Origin of the sequence: Phyllobacterium sp. CCNWLW109 (assembly GCF_037203905.1) — a bacterium.
In the GTDB taxonomy this organism is placed as follows: Bacteria; Pseudomonadota; Alphaproteobacteria; order Rhizobiales; family Rhizobiaceae; genus Phyllobacterium; species Phyllobacterium ifriqiyense.
On record NZ_JBBCBK010000002.1, the window covers coordinates 194,070 to 212,798 of the forward strand.

13 protein-coding genes are annotated in these 18,729 nt (G+C 51.4%); 6 read left to right on the forward strand and 7 right to left on the reverse strand.

The window, feature by feature from the left end; genetic code table 11:
- Positions 1-20: 20 nt before the first annotated feature.
- Positions 21-971, reverse strand: a complete 951-nt coding sequence (gene pip / locus V9K92_RS06245) for a prolyl aminopeptidase (RefSeq protein ID WP_115051307.1) — start codon at positions 969-971, stop codon at positions 21-23.
- 226 nt (positions 972-1,197) lie between these two features.
- Here pip and V9K92_RS06250 point away from each other — a divergent pair, with 226 nt between their 5' ends.
- Positions 1,198-1,860, forward strand: a complete 663-nt coding sequence (locus V9K92_RS06250; RefSeq protein ID WP_115051306.1) for a response regulator — start codon at positions 1,198-1,200, stop codon at positions 1,858-1,860.
- Between the two features lie 27 nt (positions 1,861-1,887).
- Here V9K92_RS06250 and V9K92_RS06255 read toward each other — a convergent pair whose 3' ends face one another.
- Positions 1,888-5,373 (reverse strand): hybrid sensor histidine kinase/response regulator, encoded by a 3,486-nt coding sequence (locus V9K92_RS06255; protein WP_337353585.1) that lies wholly within the window; start codon positions 5,371-5,373, stop codon positions 1,888-1,890.
- 196 nt (positions 5,374-5,569) lie between these two features.
- On the opposite strand from V9K92_RS06255, the gene mscL reads away from it, so the two are divergent.
- Together mscL and V9K92_RS06265 are read left to right on the forward strand one after the other, a co-directional pair.
- Complete coding sequence (mscL, locus tag V9K92_RS06260; protein WP_115051304.1) at positions 5,570-5,974, forward strand: large conductance mechanosensitive channel protein MscL; 405 nt, start codon at positions 5,570-5,572, stop codon at positions 5,972-5,974.
- Positions 5,975-6,167: 193 nt separating this feature from the next.
- Positions 6,168-7,334 carry a pyridoxal phosphate-dependent aminotransferase gene (locus tag V9K92_RS06265; RefSeq protein WP_337353586.1) on the forward strand — a complete coding sequence of 389 codons (1,167 nt, stop codon included), beginning with the start codon at positions 6,168-6,170 and terminating at the stop codon, positions 7,332-7,334.
- 12 nt (positions 7,335-7,346) lie between these two features.
- On the opposite strand, the gene hemA is transcribed toward V9K92_RS06265, so the two are convergent.
- Together hemA and V9K92_RS06275 are read right to left on the reverse strand one after the other, a co-directional pair.
- A complete protein-coding gene (gene hemA / locus V9K92_RS06270) occupies positions 7,347-8,624 on the reverse strand; it encodes a 5-aminolevulinate synthase (protein ID WP_115051302.1) in 1,278 nt (425 codons plus the stop codon).
- A gap of 198 nt (positions 8,625-8,822) precedes the next feature.
- Positions 8,823-12,215: an autotransporter domain-containing protein gene (locus V9K92_RS06275; protein ID WP_337353587.1), complete on the reverse strand. Its 3,393-nt coding sequence runs from the start codon at positions 12,213-12,215 to the stop codon at positions 8,823-8,825.
- 524 nt (positions 12,216-12,739) lie between these two features.
- On the opposite strand from V9K92_RS06275, the gene galE reads away from it, so the two are divergent.
- On the forward strand, positions 12,740-13,729 hold the full coding sequence (gene galE / locus V9K92_RS06280; RefSeq protein WP_115051300.1) for a UDP-glucose 4-epimerase GalE: 990 nt from the start codon (positions 12,740-12,742) through the stop codon (positions 13,727-13,729).
- A 14-nt stretch (positions 13,730-13,743) separates the two neighbouring features.
- On the opposite strand, the gene V9K92_RS06285 is transcribed toward galE, so the two are convergent.
- Together V9K92_RS06285 and V9K92_RS06290 are read right to left on the reverse strand one after the other, a co-directional pair.
- Entirely contained in the window at positions 13,744-14,187 is a 444-nt protein-coding gene (locus V9K92_RS06285; protein WP_115051299.1) for an MgtC/SapB family protein, read from the reverse strand.
- Positions 14,188-14,639: 452 nt separating this feature from the next.
- Positions 14,640-15,257 carry an FMN-dependent NADH-azoreductase gene (locus tag V9K92_RS06290; protein ID WP_337353588.1) on the reverse strand — a complete coding sequence of 206 codons (618 nt, stop codon included), beginning with the start codon at positions 15,255-15,257 and terminating at the stop codon, positions 14,640-14,642.
- Between the two features lie 108 nt (positions 15,258-15,365).
- Between V9K92_RS06290 and V9K92_RS06295 the strand changes: the two genes are divergently transcribed.
- Positions 15,366-16,268: a LysR family transcriptional regulator gene (locus V9K92_RS06295; protein WP_307282722.1), complete on the forward strand. Its 903-nt coding sequence runs from the start codon at positions 15,366-15,368 to the stop codon at positions 16,266-16,268.
- A 287-nt stretch (positions 16,269-16,555) separates the two neighbouring features.
- Here V9K92_RS06295 and V9K92_RS06300 read toward each other — a convergent pair whose 3' ends face one another.
- Positions 16,556-17,299 (reverse strand): hypothetical protein, encoded by a 744-nt coding sequence (locus V9K92_RS06300; protein WP_337353589.1) that lies wholly within the window; start codon positions 17,297-17,299, stop codon positions 16,556-16,558.
- A gap of 98 nt (positions 17,300-17,397) precedes the next feature.
- On the opposite strand from V9K92_RS06300, the gene V9K92_RS06305 reads away from it, so the two are divergent.
- Entirely contained in the window at positions 17,398-18,714 is a 1,317-nt protein-coding gene (locus V9K92_RS06305) for a hypothetical protein (RefSeq protein WP_337353590.1), read from the forward strand.
- Positions 18,715-18,729: the final 15 nt, after the last annotated feature.

An 18,729-nucleotide genomic window follows, 5' to 3' on the forward strand; every position in this document is an offset into this window, starting at 1 on the left:
GGCCTTTTATACTGCCGACATCAGGTGGCAAAGCGTTTCGTCGCCGCCACAAGCTCATGCACTATCCCGGGTTCGCTTACCGCATGTCCCGCATCTTCCACGATACGCAAGTCGGCTTCCGGCCACACCTTCTTTAAATGCCATGCGTTCAGAAGGGGAGTGCACATGTCGTAACGGCCATGCACGATGATCCCTGGAATATCGCGGATCAGATGTGCATTGCGCAGCAAATGATCATCCGTATCGAAAAAGCCCTTGTTCTGGAAGTAATGGCATTCGATACGCGCAAAAGCGATGGCGAAATGGTCGGAGGCGAAGGCATCCGCTCTGGCGGGATCAGGTAGCAAAGAGAGGGCTGAACCTTCCCAGCGCGCCCACAGCTTGGCCGCTGCCAGACGCACAGCTTCATCAGGATCGGTCAGGCGCTTGTAATAGGCCGCGATCATATCGCCGCGCTCTTCTTCAGGAATATGCTCCTGATACGCTTCGAAGCGATCCGGGTATATAATGCTGGCACCGTTTGAATAGAACCAATCAATCTCGAAGCGGCGAATAAGGAATATGCCGCGCAAGATAAGTTCGGTTACTTTTTCAGGATGGGTTTGCGCATAGGCCAGCGCAAGCGTTGATCCCCATGATCCGCCGAATACTTGCCATTTCTCCACGCCAAGATGCGCACGAATACGCTCCATGTCGGCGACCAGATCCCATGTCGTATTCTCATTCAATTCGGCATAGGGCGTTGATTTTCCGCAACCACGCTGATCAAACAGAATAATACGATAAAGTTCCGGGTCGTGCAGCCGACGCATGGTGGGGTTTATCCCACCACCCGGACCGCCGTGAATCATGATGACAGGTTTGCCATCAGGATTACCGCACTCTTCCACGTGGATTGTGTGCAATTCGGAAACTTCCAACATTTCTTCCGAATAAGGCTGCGCCTCAGGGTAGAGAGTATGTGTGATCATCCAGTTCTACTTTCAAACTTTTCCCCACAAGCGATAATCGCTTGGGAATAAGATTTTAACAAGGCATTTCATTTCTCTGACCCTAATAGGTTTGAGTAGGGCGCAGTAAAATTGCGACCTGTAAAAATCTAGTTGATATATCAGATGAATTGGATTTAGTCGTTTGAATTAGATATTTAGCATTAATAACTGCAGTTATTTTCAATACCAAGGGATCGTTTGGACTATGAAATATACAATTGTCATTGTGGATGACCATCCCTTGTTTAGAGGCGCTTTAAAATTAGCGCTTTCCTCTTCAAACGAACATGTAGAAATTATTGAAGTTGGCGATCTTGATGGTGCCAAGCGTCTTATTGAGTCATCGGCCGAGATTGATCTTGTATTACTGGATCTCTCATTGAACGGCATTGGTGGGATGACCGGTCTTATCACCTTGCGGGCGCTGCAGCCACTTGTTCCGATAGCTATCGTATCAGCCACGGATGATCCGGTAACCATACGGGCTGCGCTCGGATTGGGCGCTTCCGGATTCATTTCCAAATCCTCCACACCAGATGTCATTAATGCAGCCGTGCAAACCATTCTTGACGGGGGTATCTGGTCCCCATTGGATGGAAGCGAAGAAGGTGAATTGGACGCCGATTTAGCCGATCTGATCCGGTGTATCCGCAAGTTGACGCCGCAGCAGGCGCGCGTGCTCGATATGATGGCGGATGGAATGCTGAACAAGCAGATCGCCCATGACCTGAATGTGTCAGAAGCCACGATCAAGGCCCACGTTTCTGCGGTGCTTTACAAACTGGGCGTGGAAAGTCGCACCCAAGCCGTTATCAGGCTGGCCCGGTTCAGGGACGAAATGCAACCGGTGGAACTGCCACAGGGCTAGAGTAAAATTTGGCCTAACCTTCGAGAATCACTCGGCTGCGATACTTTGCCGGAAATGTGAGAGCAGCGCGCGCAATATGGCTGGCCGCACTGGCTTGTTGATCAGCGATACACCCAATGCGGCTGTCCGGCGCTGGACCTCTTCAGATCTGTCGGCTGTAATCAACGCCGCATCAATATCACTGCCATAATAGTCCCTTGCCGATTGAATGACGTCGAGTCCGTTCTCGTCCTCGAGATTATAGTCAGCCAGGATAGCATCAGGCGGGGACTTGTTTTTAGAACAATACTCCAGGACTGCTTTGCCCGTTCGAAATGCCACTATGCTGCAACCCCAGGCATTCAACAGTTCTTGCAGACCAGCCAGCGAATCCGCATTATCGTCAATGCAGACTATGCGCATTCCTGTCAGCGAACTCGCTGGACGCAATGTGGACGCGGTTTCACTGGAGGATAAGGCAAGTTTATCGGAAAGCGGCATCGTGACTGAAAATATCGAGCCCTTGCCGACAACCGACTGTACGTTGATACCCAAGTCAAGGATTTTGCCAATCCGTTCCACAATAGACAGACCAAGGCCAAGTCCGTCAGATTCTTTCATGCCTTCTGATAACCGGGCAAACTCATGGAAAATATAATCGAGTTTTGACTGGGCAATACCTATGCCTGTGTCACAGACACTCAGCTGTGCAGATTGGCCGCGTTTACGCATGCCCACCAATATTTTGCCGCTTCGGCTGTATTTAATCGCATTGGAAATCAGGTTTTGGATCAGACGTCGCAGCAAGTTGCGATCCGTCGTTACGATAGCAGAGGTTTGCACGAGGCGAAGATCCAGCCCTTTTTCGCGCGCTGCGGGAGCAAAATCCCTGACTATCTGCTGCAGGAGCGGATCAAGGCGAAAGACAGACATGACCGGTTTCAATGCGCCTGTATCCAGCCGGGAAATATCGAGGAGTGCACTGATAATGGACTCGACAGCTTCAAGCGATGAGTCAACATTTTGTACAAGCTCTCGCTCACGCAAATCGCCCAAGCGTTCGATCAATGCCGATGAGTAAAGGCGCGCGGCATTTAACGGTTGAAGAATATCGTGGCCGGCATCTGCCAGGAAACGGGTTTTCTCGATATTGGCCTCTTCCGCACGCTTTTGGGCCTTCGCCAATTGCTGATTGGCCAATGTCAGTTCGCTTGTGCGATCGCGCACACGCTGTTCGAGAGACTCGTTTGTTTGCCGCAGTAATTCATCAGCATTGATGGTGTCGCTGATATCAGTGAAGGTTGCAACCAATCCGCCGTCAGGCATGGCGTTGGAGCGAATTTCGATGGTTTTTCCGCTCATTCGAAGCTTCACGCGCAGGGGTTCTTTGGCATTGATGAATGCGTCCATATTGAGCGGCTGTTGCGCGTTCGAACTATCCCCATGGCGAAATAATGCGGTCAGAATCCGGTCGAGCGGTGTCCCCATCCGCTGTTGTTCACTGAGCAAATCCAAAGTGAGTTGAAACTGCAAATTCCAGCAGCTCAAGCGATATTGACTGTCGAAGACGCCAATTCCTTGATCCATCTGGTCCAAAGCGGTCTGGAGAAGCTGGCGGTTCTGCGAGAAGGCATCAGTAGCGTGATCCAGCAGAATTTGCGCCTGCCGTTGCGCTGTGCTGGCCGGTCCCATCGCCAGCGACAAGATCAGTCGGGCTGATGGTGGCCCAACGATGCCGGACAAAAACTGTTCGGCAAAATGTATGGTGTTAAAGTCCGCCGGTTCATCATCGCCCAGCGTGATGTTCGACTGTTTGTAGAAATTGTTGAAAGCAAATTCCGTCTGCGCGCTGCCAATATATTTTGCCAGCGTAGCCTTCAATTGCCTGACTGTGAGGTTCGATTCCACACTATTGAGTGGGTTTTTTGAATGAACCTTATCTGCAATGAATATCGATGCCTGGATGCGTTCGCTTGGAGTAGCGGTTCTGGAAACCGATCCGATGATGAAGAGCGCAACATTCACCACCAGCGTCCAGAAGAGACTATTGACCAGTTCGGATGTCTCGAAGCCAAACAAGGCCTGTGGTCGTAGCGTTACAATGCCGAATGGGCCATTGGTGAGAAGACTGGAATCCATCGGCACGAGACTTGGCAGGGCCATCGTGTAGAACCAGATGGAAATGCCTCCGAATATGCCAAGAAAAACGCCGCGCGCATTGGCACGGCTCCACAGCATTCCGCCCAAAAAGGCAGGAGCAAGCTGGATCATGGCCGTGGCGGAGATAAGTATCAGTGATGCAAAGCTCACATGCACCGAAAGGACAAATTGATAGCCGAATGCGGCCAGAAGAATCGCGAAAACAACGACGCGGCGGACCCTAAGAATGATTTTTGAATAATCCTTGGCTGCATTTGTGCCCACCGATGTCCGTTTCAGAAAAAGCGGCAAAAGCAGGTCATTTGAAATCATGACGGACAATAATATCGATGGAAACAGCATCATTGTCGCGGCTGCTGCCAACCCGCCCGCAACCCCGATTATTGCCAGCCAGAATTGTCCTGCGGCCACAGGCAGCGCCAGGAAATAGAAGTCGACGGAAGCATTGGCCGGAAGAACGATCGAGCCAACAGTCGCTATGAGAAAGATGAAAACTCCAAGGACCAGCATGGTTGCCGAAATGAACCAGCGGGCCGTGCGCAGCTCGCTATCATTCCTGTTTTGAACGATGATGAGATGAAATTGACTGGGGAGAAGAAATACTGAAGACACTCCGAATATGACAAGACTGATGAAGTCCCCAATGGAAAACTCATGCTTGAGTGCGGTTATGTGGCTTGGATTGGTCGAAATCATAGCAAGAATTTCTGACGGCGAGCCGAAGAGCCAAGTGGCAGTGGCTATTCCAATGGATAAAATCGCCGCATATTTGATCACAGTGTCCAAGGCCAAGCTATGAACGATTCCATTGTAGCGCTCTGCTGAAGGATTGGACCGGCCGCTGTAAAAGACAATGAACACGGCGATCAGTGCGATAAACAAAAATGGAACGACAAGGTGGTCGGTGTGGTCATGGCCGGTTTGCGGCGTATAAGCGCCTGCCAGCACGTCGAAGAGGTAGTGAATCGAACTCATCAACAGGGCGAAATAGGGGATTAAACCCACGGTCGTGATGGATGTTACGACGGCGGCCACCAGGAAGCTTTTACCGTATCGCGCACCAATCATATCGGAAATCGAAGTGATACCTTCTGCCCGCGCCAACTGTCGCAATTTGAGCAGGAAGGGGAAGCCGACAGTAAAGATCAGTAGAATTCCCACATACAGACCAACAAATTCTATGCCATGCAGTACAGCGTAGCCCGTCGACCCGTAATAGAGCCAACTACTGCCACTCGCGGCAATTGCGAGTGAATATAGCAATGGGCGTGATCGGTTTATTGTGGCTTCGCTCTGATGATCCGTAATGTAGATCGTACAGAATTGTATCGAGAAGTAGAGAATCGCGACGATTATCGCGGTCCAGCTTGCCATTCGCTATGTCCCCGTATTGGGCCGAAAACGTTGAGTGATTTACGCTGAAGCAAGCGAGTCAGCCGGCAAATCAGCTGTAGAAACATTCAACCGGTCTATTAATTAATACGCAAATTCTGGTAGTGTGGCGCTTGGAATAAAGACTATCTGGGGCGGATGATTCGCTTTATCACACAATACTGGAGAGTGGTATATCATGCTAAAGGAATTCAAAGAATTTGCCTTGAAAGGTAACATGGTTGATCTTGCAATCGGTGTGATCATCGGTGGCGCTTTTGGCAAGCTGGTAGAATCCATCGTAGCTGATCTGTTGATGCCAATTATCGGCCTCTTGACCGGCGGTATTGATTTTACAAATCTCTACATCCAATTGTCGGGTGCTCCGGCCCCAACCCTTGCAGCTGCGCGCGAAGCCGGTGCAACCATTGCTTACGGCAATTTCATCACTCTCCTGATCAACTTCCTGATCATCGCCTGGGTGTTGTTCATGGTGGTTAAAGCCATGAACAGATTCAAGAAAAAGGAAGTGGCGGCCGATCCCGCTCCAGCCAGAGAAGAAGTTCTACTTACGGAAATTCGCGATCTGCTTGCGAAGAAATAAGTTTTCCCCAAACCCCAGCCAGCAAGCTGGGGTTTTTCTTTTGTCATCTTCTGTCAGCAGCACATCATTTCGGCTGATGGAAACATCACAAATATCCGCGTGATAAAAGACCTGCGTTGCGTTAGGCCTTCTGCTCAATGGGTCTCTACGGAATGATCCTTGGGGACCTGCAAAATATTGAGTGGGAAGCGCCATGAGTTTAATTCAACATCTCCGGCACGAAGCGGCAGTGGCACCGGAAAGCGGCATCGTCGCGGTTATGAACCACGGCAGAAAGCAGGAAGGAGTTATTCCTCTCTGGGCCGGTGAGGGCGATCTTCCAACCCCGGAATTCATTCGGGCCGCAGCGGGCGAAGGTCTTGACAATGGCGAGACATTTTACACCTGGCAGCGCGGCATTCCCGAGTTGAGGCAGGCTCTATCCGACTATTATAAGCGTCATTTCTCTGTCGATCTTCCTGTCGAGCATTTCTATGTGACAGGCTCAGGCATGCAGTCCATTCAACTCGCCGTGCAAGCCACCGCCGGGACGGGCGATGAAGTTATTTATCTTTCTCCCGCATGGCCAAATTTTGCCGCCGCCGCCGCCATTGGCGGAGCAACGCCCGTTGCGGTGACGCAGGATTTTACCGGCAATGGCTGGACCTTCGATCCGCAAAAGATTCGCGATGCAATCACGCCAAAAACCAAAGCTTTGTTTATCAACACGCCATCCAACCCATCCGGCTGGACTGCGGATGTGGAGACATTGCGGGAGATGCTGGCAATAGCGCGCCAGCACGGCCTGTGGATAATTGCCGATGAGATTTATGCGCATTTTTACTATGGCGCGCGCAGGGCTCCGTCATTCCTTGATGTCATGGATCCGGAAGATCGCATCATCTTCGTCAATAGTTTTTCGAAGAACTGGGCCATGACTGGATGGCGGGTGGGGTGGCTCGTTGCCCACCCTTCGCTCGGCCAGACCATTGAAAACCTGATTCAGTATTCCACGTCAGGTGTTGCGCAATTCATGCAGCGTGGGGCCGTAGTCGCGCTGAATCAGGGTGATGATTTCATCCGTTCGCAGGTAGAACGCGCCCACAAGGCTCGCGATGTCCTGTGTGCCCGCTTGGCTGCCACGGGACGTGTGCACCTATCGCCACCTGCCGGCGCATTCTATCTCATGTTCGGAATTGAAGGCATCAGCGATTCTTATCGGGCTGCCTTCGATATTGTCGACCAGGCGAAGGTTGGCCTCGCGCCCGGAACAGCTTTTGGAGATGGAGGAGGGGCGTTTTTGAGGCTTTGCTTCGCCCGTAGGCTCGATGAGATTGAGACCGCTGCCGATCGACTGGCCGAATGGATCAGGTCCCGGTAGCGGACGGCCTTATCAGCCGCCTGCCTTGGATACGGCCAGCGTTACCACCCGGTCACTGGCTTCCACAGGTGTCGCTTCTCCGGTGGAGAATGGAATGCCGAGCGCGGTCCAGACTTCCACGAGGGCATCCTTCAGCTCAACAATCAGCTCATTGCTGTGGAACGGTGTTGGCGTAATGCGCAGCCGTTCGGTGCCGCGAGGAACTGTCGGATAGTTGATCGGCTGGATATAGATGCCATGCTTTTCAAGCAGGCGATCACTGGCCTTCTTGCACAACTCCGGATCGCCCACGTGAACCGGTACAATATGGGTTTCTGAGGGCATGACTGGAAGATTGGCCTGTGCAAGAACATGTTTGGTCAATTGCGCCTGTTGCTGGTGCAATCGGCGCTCTTCCTGAGACACCTTCAGGTGCCGGATGGATTCTGTCGCGGCAGCGGCGATCACCGGCGGCAAGGCCGTTGTGAAGATAAAGCCCGGTGCATAGGAACGAACTGCATCGATGACACTTTTGGGCCCGGTTATATAGCCGCCCAAGGTGCCGAATGCCTTTGCCAGCGTTCCCTCAATAATGTCGATTCGATGCGAAAGGCCTTCGCGATCGGTGATTCCACCGCCCCGCTCGCCATACATGCCGACCGCATGAACCTCATCAATATAGGTCATGGCATTGTATTTTTCGGCAAGATCGGCAATGGCATCAATGGGGGCGATATCGCCATCCATCGAATAGACAGATTCGAACACAATCAGCTTGGCGCGTTCGCGTCCGGCAGCCTTCAGGAGTTCTTCCAGATGCGCCAGATCATTGTGACGGAAAATGCGCTTCTCTGCACCCGAACGCTTGACGCCCTCGATCATGGAAGCGTGGTTCAACTCATCGGAAAAAATCAGGCAGTTGGGCAGAAGCCGGGCAATGGTTGAAATCGAAGCTTCGTTGGAAACAAAGCCCGACGTGAAAACAAGCCCGGCCTCCTTGTCGTGAAGATCGGCAAGTTCAGCTTCAAGCTCGACAAGCGGGTGATTGTTGCCTGAAATATTGCGGGTGCCGCCAGCGCCCGAACCCATGCGGCTCGACGCGTCATGCATCGCTGCAATCACCTTGGGATGCTGGCCCATGCCGAGATAATCATTGGAGCACCAGACAGTAATCTCGCGCGTGTCCTCCGCCGAGCGCCAGAGCGCGCGCGGGAACTTTCCCACAATCCGTTCCAGATTGGCAAAGACTCTATAGCGCTTTTCAGCATGCAGCTGGTCAATAGCGTCTTCGAAAAAACGACGATAGTCCATGAAGTGCTCCTGTATACTTCATTTACTACCGTTTTTGCCCGCCAAAATCCACGACTGCGGGGTGGGCAATTTGCCACGCTTCGCATAATGCGCGATGGACAGTGGAAACCTTATGGAAATGCTGACCTATCAGCAGCCTGCGCTTGATAATTACGCAGGACAATGCCGGGGGGCATCCCCCCGGCGATTGCTATTACGTCAGAAACGCACGGCGATATCGGCGTTGACACCATTGGCATGGCCCGATTGCGAGAATTGGCCTGTATAAGTTACACCCAGTGTCGTCCGTTGGCTGACATTAAAGTCCATTCCTGCCTCGATGAAGGCGGCATCGCGCGCCGTGGGCAGCCCTTCAACCGTGAAGGGAGATGCTCCTGCAAACGACAATCTTTGTTGCGGTGTCAGGTCACCGAAGCCATGATTCCAGCCTATCGTACCGCGCAACATGGCTGAAATATCGCCACTAAAGACCATTTGGTAGGAAGCGCGCAGACCGAGTGTCGAGCTTGTACTGTCCGTTCTGTTTGCGAGCGCCGCAAGCTGACTGACCGCACCACTTTCCTCAAATGCCTCAGTTTTGACCGAAGCATGCCTGATACCGGCAAATGGTTCGACCACAAGCCCCTGCGCAGGTTTGAACTCATAGCCGAGTTCGCCGAAAACCTGAACCGAGTTCGCGCCATAATCCGCATGATGATCGCCGTTAATATTACCGAAATGCACTTCGCGCTCGGTTTCGATCTCGTGATGAGCCAGATTGACGCCGAAGCGCAAGCCAAGCGCATCCCAGTTTGCCCCGCCATAGACGCCCATCTGGTAGCTGTCTATATCGGCTTTGCCATAGGTGTTATTGACGGAACTGCTGCCATAGCCTCCCAGCAGACCGGCACGCCACTGTGCACCGAGAAAATCATCCTCGATGATACCGTCAAAGCCGGTGACCAGACCGCCCGTCTTGCTGCTGACGCCGCTTGCATTGCCATTGCCATCAAGCCGCGCCCAGGAGCCGTAGCCCTGTCCCCAAAGCTGCGTTGTCGCTTCTGGTTCGGTGAGGGCGAAAGCTTCAGGGATTTTCGTCCGGTCCGGTCCGTAGGCAAGAGGTGCCACGCTGACAGACTGCGCCGACTGCCCCTTGGTAGCAATGCCGTCAAATGCACTGCGGATACGGCTTGCGGCAGCATCGCCTATCATCTGATTGTTCTGCACAAGGGTATTGCTCAAGGAGGCATGAACCTCACCGGTCAACGTGTCATAATCCAGAGGCCTGTCCTTTGTGGAGAATAGAACAGTATTGAAAAGCGGGCTTTTTGTGCCAAAGGACTTGAACCCGCCCCAGACGCTGCGGTGGTTACTGGAACTCGCGTAAATAGGGTCCTCCAGCGCCAGCATCCTGTTCAAAACCGATTTGGTCGGATCAAAAAGGACATTGACGTTTTTCGCATCCTGAATGAGAGACGGGCTAATAAAGTTGAACTGTGGAGAAACCGCTTCAAATTGGCCCTCTACTCCACCATTCGCATGTAAAATCTCATATTGTTTGAGAAATAGCTGATCGACCTGCTCCGAGGTGATTAACTCGGGGTGACTAAGCATGCGGAGCTGAACATGGCCACCGCGCAACATGGCCTTGCCACCTATGTCGATGCGATCGGCAGAGGATAGATCATCAGCAATTTCAATATCGAGCAGAGCCCCTTTTTGTATGGTTGCGTCACGGGCGATGCGAAGATCACCTATACGATCCCTCGTTCCAGGAGCAATCTTGGAGCCCGTTTCCGCATGAAGCGAACCGACGCTCCCATTTCCGTCTATGAACGTATTACCTTGGGCGGTAACGTCCGAAATCAGTGAACCGGTAACACTCAATCCGCCATGCGAAATTGTTGTTGGACCGGTATAGGTGCTGTTACCCGTTAAAATGGTCACGCCCGTTCCCAATTGCACCACAGTGCCTTCGCCGCTGATCGAGCCGGCAAAAGTATAACTATTAGATCGGTTGAAACCGAGCTCGGCTCCTTTGGATACCGCAACATCCCCGACGATAGAGCCGCTCAGTCCGCCATTTCCAAGCTGAAGCTTTCCTCCCTCGATGAAGGTTCCGCCCGTATAATTATTGGCATCGGTCAGCGTGAGGGTCGCATCATTCAATTTGTATAGAGCATTGTTGCCGTTCAGCTGATCGCCGAAGGTGAGGTCGTTTGTCGGAAAGAAATAGTGGCGCCTCGTGTCGTAAAAGCCTTCAGGTGATGAGAAGTAGGATCCGGCAAGGTCAGGGTGCTGCCAATGGGTGGCGAAATAATTCGCGATATATCCATGCGCACGCGTGGTCGCATGAACGCCGTCCCAGAAGAGATAGCCAGTTTCCAATGGCGTTGGATTTAGCCGACAGGTTTCATCGTCAATGCATTTATCGGTTGTATTTGAGAAGCCGAAGGCGCTCGGGTACCGCGTAACAACACCCATAAGCTTCAGCATGTCAGGCTTATAGATCGTCACCTCGCCGGAGTGCTTTGCCTCGAAATTGGCTGCAACCGATGCGATCGTATCGTTTATTACCTTTGTCAGGGCGCGAGCTGTATCACCATTGTTTTTGAACTCGGGAGTCAGGGAGGCATCCGGCACATTTGGCAGCAGGAAAATGCGCCCATTGGCAGAATAGAGCGTCTCCAGCCCTTGCTCCAGATTGTCTTTCACTTCCTTCACCAAGGGGGCAGGATTTGCACCAGACGCGAGGAGCTTGCTCAGCGCAAACAAATCATTGCCGCCGAACCAGCTGACAATAAGCGTATCCTTTTCGATGTGAGCGTAATCCAATTCTTCCAGCTGATCGAGTAAGCCGGGGATGAGCAGTGTTGAAATAAGGTCATCACCCTTACGCCCCACGCGCGCGCCCCCGACGGCATAATTCATCGACGAGCTGTCAGAAGCAGGCTGCGCTGGATATTCCCAAAGGTGTCCCGTAGCCTGTGCAACGGTGCTCAGGAGGTATTTAAGTCCAACATCATTTTGTTGGTAAACAGCCTCAATGAGCGCTCTTGATATAAGCTTGTCGACATTGTCGGGATAGCTTGTTGCTTGGACCTGATCACCCGCAAGATACTGGTTCCAGACCGGGCCGTTGCTAAACCTGCCAAACGGCATATTAGCGCCATACTCTGCCATGTCTTTGATTTTGTTCTCAACGTCTTTCAGGGTAGCAACAATCGCTTTCTTGGTCTCAGAAGACAGAGACTTGCCGAGCGTAGCTAAAGTTTGCCTGGGAACAGAGTATGGAGGCTCGGAAAATGCACGAATAGCATTAGAATACTCATGTGATTTCCACCAGTCGAAATCTGGAGTGTCCGCAGGAGGAGACTCAATCAAACCAGAAATATCTCTGAGCGTCTGCGTTATTTTTTGCTGGTTTTGCCTAATGAGGTCCAGTGGTGGTTTGAGCGCCCCTATATCCGAAAGGCTGTCGCCAAATGTAACCATTCGCTTAAAGGGAAAGGGCTTGCTTACAAATTCTTCTGCCTTGGCCTGCGTAATGCACAAAGCCGCCGCAACAATTGCCAGAGTGCTTACCCTGTTGAACTTCCGTAAAATGCTCAATTTAAATCCTCCCAGTATAAAAAATACGCAATGAAACTCGAGCTGTGCGCAGACACGCGGACGGCATGTCAGTATGAAGCAAGAATCGCAGATGATTTCTTTGGCTGGATAACACTCCGGCCTAAATCAATTGTTCTTTAGTATATATCGGTGACAACGTCAGAAATTTTCAACTGATCGCATTATAAGCTTAGAATAATACAAAAAAATATTCTTGTAGAAACGCGATTCATAATAAATCATCCCAAATTTATATGAAGTAATATCCTTCATATAAACGTTATTTGGCAAATGACGTCAAGCTACTGTAAGTTGCGGATGGTTGATCTTCACTCTAGTTTTTCGGCGAGCATTCAGCAGCAAGGTTCGGTTGAAGGAATGGGCCGGTAAGTATCTCAGCAATTGGACGTATAAATGACCGGAAACCGGATAGAAATGCGTTCCGAGGCAGTCACAAGGCTTTTCCGTTGCGCCAGATGCTGCAATATAGGTTGGAGTGAGGACATAAAGGATAGGCGATCGCAATGACTGTACTTGTGACGGGTGGTGCTGGATATATAGGCAGTCACATGGTTTGGGACCTGCTTGAGGCTGGCGAATCTGTCGTCGTCGTTGATGCTCTTTCCACCGGTTTCAAATGGGCGGTGCCGCCTGAGGCAAAGCTGGTCGTCGGGGACATTGCCGATCAGGCACTGATGCGTCAGACCATTGAGCGCAATTATGTCGACGCCATCATCCATTTTGCGGGTTCCGTCGTTGTGCCCGACTCTGTCCGCGACCCGCTCGCCTATTATGAAAACAACACGTCAAAATCCCGCACGCTTATTGACGCCGCAGTTAAGTCTGAGGTCAAGAATTTCATCTTTTCGTCAACCGCCGCTGTATATGGCGATGCTGGTCTGCTGCCGGTAGATGAGGAACATCCCCCCCGTCCGGAATCGCCCTATGGCCTGTCGAAGCTGATGACCGAATGGATGTTACGCGATACCGCCGCCGCCCATAATTTTCACTACACGGCCCTGCGTTATTTCAACGTAGCGGGCGCTGATCCAAAGGGCCGCACGGGCCAGTCAACCCGTGGCGCAACACATTTGATAAAGATCGCCTGTGAAACCGCGCTTGGCAAACGCCGGTTCATGGAAGTCTTTGGCAATAATTATTCCACGCCCGACGGCACCTGCGTAAGAGATTACATACATGTCTCTGACCTGGTTGCAGCGCACCGTCTCGCGCTGGAGCGGTTGCGTTCGGGGGGCAGCAGCATGGTTGCCAACTGCGGCTATGGCCGTGGTTATTCTGTCAAGGAGGTCATTGCCAGTGTTGAGCGCGTACACGGTGCGCCGATCGATGCCCGCCCCACCAGTGCGCGACCGGGCGATGCCGCCTCGGTTGTGGCCGACAGCAGCAAGGCCCGCAATGAACTGGGCTGGGTGCCGCAGCTGGATGATCTAGACAAGATCGTTGAGTCCGCGCTGAAGTGGGAGGCGGCGTTGCAATTCCGCAATCAACGATAGGTCAGGGGGACAGGCTATTCCTTTGGCTCTTTTTTGAAGGGCAGCATCAGCCGCAGCGTCAGGAATGTGAACAGTGAAATGATGATCGCGACATCATAGCTTGCCAGCCCAGCCGAAATGCCAATGGCGCCTGTTGCCCATATGCTTGCCGCCGTAGCCGTCCCGCGCACGGAATTCTTCAATTGGAGGATGGCGCCGCCGCCAATGAAACCGACACCGGTAATCAGGCCCTCAACAATGCGGGCCATTGCCTCGGGATTATCAGTGGTCAAATGCTCCGTCCCTTGGATGACACCGCAACTGGCAAGCGCCACCAGCGGGAAAGTCCGCACGCCGGCGCTACGCTCTTCCGCCTCGCGCTCAATGCCAATCGGGACGGCAAGCGCATAGGCTATAAAGAGGGCAATCACGTGCGGAACGACAGGCAAGGAATTGAGATAATGGAACGTCTCGATCAATGAATTTTCCCCTGAAATGATTTGGCGGTTAACGTTTGGCACGACCAGACGTTCCACCAAGCTGTTGAAAACCGGGGAGATACGTTAGGCTGCGGCGCAGCGACACATTGCGTTAAGACCTTGCACTGTAGGAAAAGGGGAACCTTCGTCGTAGCGAACGGGTTTAAAGGACAAGAAAGTTGGAGTCTAAAACAATGGACGGCAGCAACCGGACCTACGAAAAACAACTCTCTCAAATATTGCGACGACATATATCGCAGTCTTGTTACCGGTCGGCAATTAGAGCTGCCGGAATATATAAAATAGAAGAAACCGTGCCTGAAAGCCTGCTGGATCAATTGAAGCGGCTTGATGATGCAGAACGGAATCGCCAAGGATAGACTATCAATTTTATTGCAGACCAAACAAAAAGCGGGCCGTTAAGCCCGCTTTTGTTTTTCATGCCGATCAATTCAGGCTGCGAGTGCAAGACCGTTGGTCTGTTCGATGGCCGATGAAACGGCTTTCGCTTCTGCATCCGCACCCATGGCAACGCCTTCGATGCGAATAAATTCCACGTCAGTCATGCCGATAAAACCAAGCGCTGTCTTCAGATAGGGTGTGGCATGGTCAAATGATGCGCCCGGACCATTGGAGTAAACGCCGCCGGAGGCGAGAATGACATAAACCTTTTTGCCGGTTACAAGACCTTTGGGACCCTCTGCACCGTAGCTGAAGGTTTTGCCGGAACGCATAACGTGGTCGAGCCACGACTTAAGCGTCGACGAGATGTTGAAATTGATCATGCCGGTTGCCAGAACGATGGTATCGGCCGCCATAAGCTCATCGACAACCACATCAGAGACACCCACCACCTTTGCTTGTGGGGCTGTACGTGTTTCCTCGGGTGTGTAGATGCCTGCCGCAAAATCGGAATCGATATGGGGAAGGGGAGTGGTGGCGAGGTCACGTGTGACGAGTGTATTGCCAAGCTTTGCCGAAGCCAGCTTTTTTGCAAATTCGGTTGCAACACGGGTTGAGTGAGATGCTTCACCGCGTGGGCTCGAAGTAACGAGAAGAATGGATGACATCGTATTGTCCTTTCAGGAACGAAACTGATAGGCAATATTTGGCACTGGACATCTATCTATAAAACTGGGAAAATATCTATTGAACCCATCGATAAGATAGATATTTAAATGCTGCCCAATCCTACACTTGATCAGTTGCAAGTCTTTGTAGCAGTTGCCGAAACCGGGAGTTTCTCGTCCGCCGCAAGACGGCTCAATCGTTCGCAGTCAGTAATCAGCTATACAATCGCCAATCTGGAAGCACAGCTCGAATTGCAGCTTTTCGAGCGCGGCGGAGTACGGGAACCGCGATTGACTGATGCTGGCACAGCCATGCTTGAGGATGCGCGGCGCATGATTTCGGTGCTTCAAAACCTGCGCTCGCGGGCCGAGGGTTTAAAACAGGGGCTGGAAGCGGAAATTGCAGTGGCGGTGGATGTCACTCTGCCGTCACCTGTCCTCATTGCTGTGTTGACTGCATTTCAAACGCAGTTTCCCACCGTCAGCCTGCGTTTGCACGTCGGCGCACTGGGTGTTGTCTGGGATCTGGTTCTCAAGAAGCAGGCGGATATCGGATTTGGCGGGCAGCCATTGGAGCCTTACGACGAGTTGGCCATTGGCCGCTTGGGGCAAACAACGATGATGCCTGTGGCAGCGCCTGATCACCCGCTGGCACTATATGAGGGGCCGGTGCCATTGGCTGTTATCCGCAACCACATCCAATTGGTGGTGACAGATTTGAGCGAACATACAAAGGGTAAGGACTTTGGCGTGTTTGCCTATAAGACATGGCGCCTGACTGATGTCGCGACAAAGCATTCGCTCATGTTGGCTGGCCTTGGCTGGGGTGGTTTGCCTAAATGGATGGTCAAGGATGATATTGCCGAAGGCAGGCTTGTTCCCCTTGATCTGGAGCCCTATCCGGAACTGCCTTATAATTTAGTTGTTCTTCATCCTGTTGATGCAGCAATGGGCCCCGCAACGACGTGGATGGTTGAACGATTCAAACAAGAGTTGGCAAAGTTCGATTAAAGCCAGATGACCAATACAAGCCACTCAATATCGCCTTGTACTGCGATCGGAACTGTCTTCGGCAATATAGGAATGGGAATTGTCATAGGCATCGCGATTGGCCTTACTCCGGGCAAAACCGACGATAAGGAATAGCCATATTGTCTGCTTGGAAAACTGGTGCTGCGAGAGAGGATTGAACTCTGCTATCGTGCATCTAACAAATTGAAATACAATGCATATATATCGACCCTAGTGTGCATTGTGTACCACGGGCGATACCAACGCGCAAGTGCACTTTACCTGAATTACCACCTCGGCTCAGGGTGGTAAGCCATTTGGGCCACCACCTTTGTCGCATCGCCACGTCGTTGATACTTTCCTATCGATTCACCCTTTTCGTTCTCCTCAAGGGAAGTTACGCGAAAGAGTTTCCACATCTTGTCCGTCGTCGGCGACAGTCTGTAGGTTCGACTATTGGTACGGCAATACCAATGAGGCGATTTCGGAAGCTGTGTCCATTTGCAGTCTGCACCCGATATCAATCGTTGCTCGCGGGCTATTCGCTCTTCCTCGCGCAAACGCCGGTATCGTTCATTTTGTTCTACGCGCAAACGCTCTTCCTCGCGCTCTACATGATCTCGAAGAAGACCTATAATAGCTGGGAGTTCTGTACCTTCAGCCTTTTCCTTATTGTAAACGGCCAAACAGCCTTGCTGGAGCTCTTCGTTCGGATATGAGTAATAATCCTCGTCTTCAAACGCCCTTAGGCGTTGAGAAACATCCGTCATCGTAAGCGATGGACCGGGCATCTGGTCTAAGACGTCACGCAGGTCCTCAATGGGTATCCAGCAACCAAGTGCGGACTTTAATAAAACCTCACGCTGGCCATTCCATTTTCTCCAGATGGAATTGCCGCGATCTATCTTCTTGACAATCTGTTGCGCCAACTTGATCACTGAATGAGGATCACGGATATGGCGCAGAGACGGGCTCTTCACATAGTCAAACAGGACCTCCTTTACGGCCCAAATGCGTTCGTCTTCTCTCATAGGATTTTTCAGTCAGAAACATAAAGCCTCTGTGTCCGCCTTCTCCGATTATTAAGTACTTACCGATATAACAACAGACCTTGCAGTCTAGGTGCGAAATGACAGATATAAAATTACCCGCAATTCTATCCAACACATTGCCCACTTTAGATGCTCTTACAAGCAGTATAGGTGTGCCAAGAGATATACTGGCATCACAGGACGAAATCGAGGGTGCTTGGCAGAATTTACCGCGCGTGTTGCAGAAAATTCCACCCGAACTTAGGACCGCGCCGCTTGGCCGAATGTGCATTGCAATTGCGGTGGGATTATTCGACAGCGCTATCAATTATATCTGGAATCTCTCAATTGTTGAACTGCGAGATAAGGTACGACGATTTGGCTTGAACGTTGTGTCTCAGGTTACGTCTAAGAGAGACTTCGACGAACAGACTCTTGTGGAAATGAAAGACGCGGAGCTTCTTCTGCTCTGCCTCAAACTAAATCTTATCACGGAGGATGGTTACTTTTTTCTCGATCAATGCCGAGACATCCGTAATAATTTTTCGGCGGCGCATCCTGGTGTCGGGAACATTGACGATCATGAGTTTGTCTCATACGCCAACCGTTGTGCGAAATACGCATTAAACAATGAGATAAATCCTGTTGGCGTCGATTTGTCGGCCTTTATAACTGCTATTAAAGCTTCAAAGTTTACTGATGAGCAAGCGAGCCAGTGGATAAAACGAATATCGGGAACGCACGAGGCACAACAAAACTTGATTTTTGGGTCACTGCACGGCATCTACTGTGATCCGAAAAGTCAAGAAGAAGCCAGAGTAAATGCATTGGGGATCTCAGCGCATTTTGCGCCGTCCTTCACGCCTAAAGCAAAATCGGACCTTGTTAATCGTCACCACAACTACATTGCCGATGGCGTGGTCGACCGGCACACTGCTTCCAAACAATTCTTTGAGAAACTGGGAATGTTGGCACTCCTCGGAGAGCACGAGGTTCATGCCGTTATATCAAATGCGGTGCAACGACTTTTGCAAGCTCACTTGGGCATGAACAATTTTTACAATGAGCCCCCATTCTCTGAACGGCTTTTGGAGCTATCGTCTCAAGTTGCAATTCCTGAATCGGTCAAACAAGAATTTGTAGAGGTGGTCGTTACGTGTGCCACTGGCAATACCTATGGAGTATGCCGCGCGGCAGTTCCCGATTATCATAAAATGGTCAAAGGGTTTTCCCCGAGCGAGATTGATATCATGTTGGCTCTGCCGAACACCAAGAGTACTCTTGCGCGGAGGATTGAATCTTCCCTGTCTTGCAAACGTCGTTTTCAAGAACTCGTAAAGTTGCTGGACGCTAGTTCGGTTTCATCATCCAATTTGGGTGCGTATAATTCCTGGTTAACCGTTGATTTGACATAATTACTTCCGGTGTTC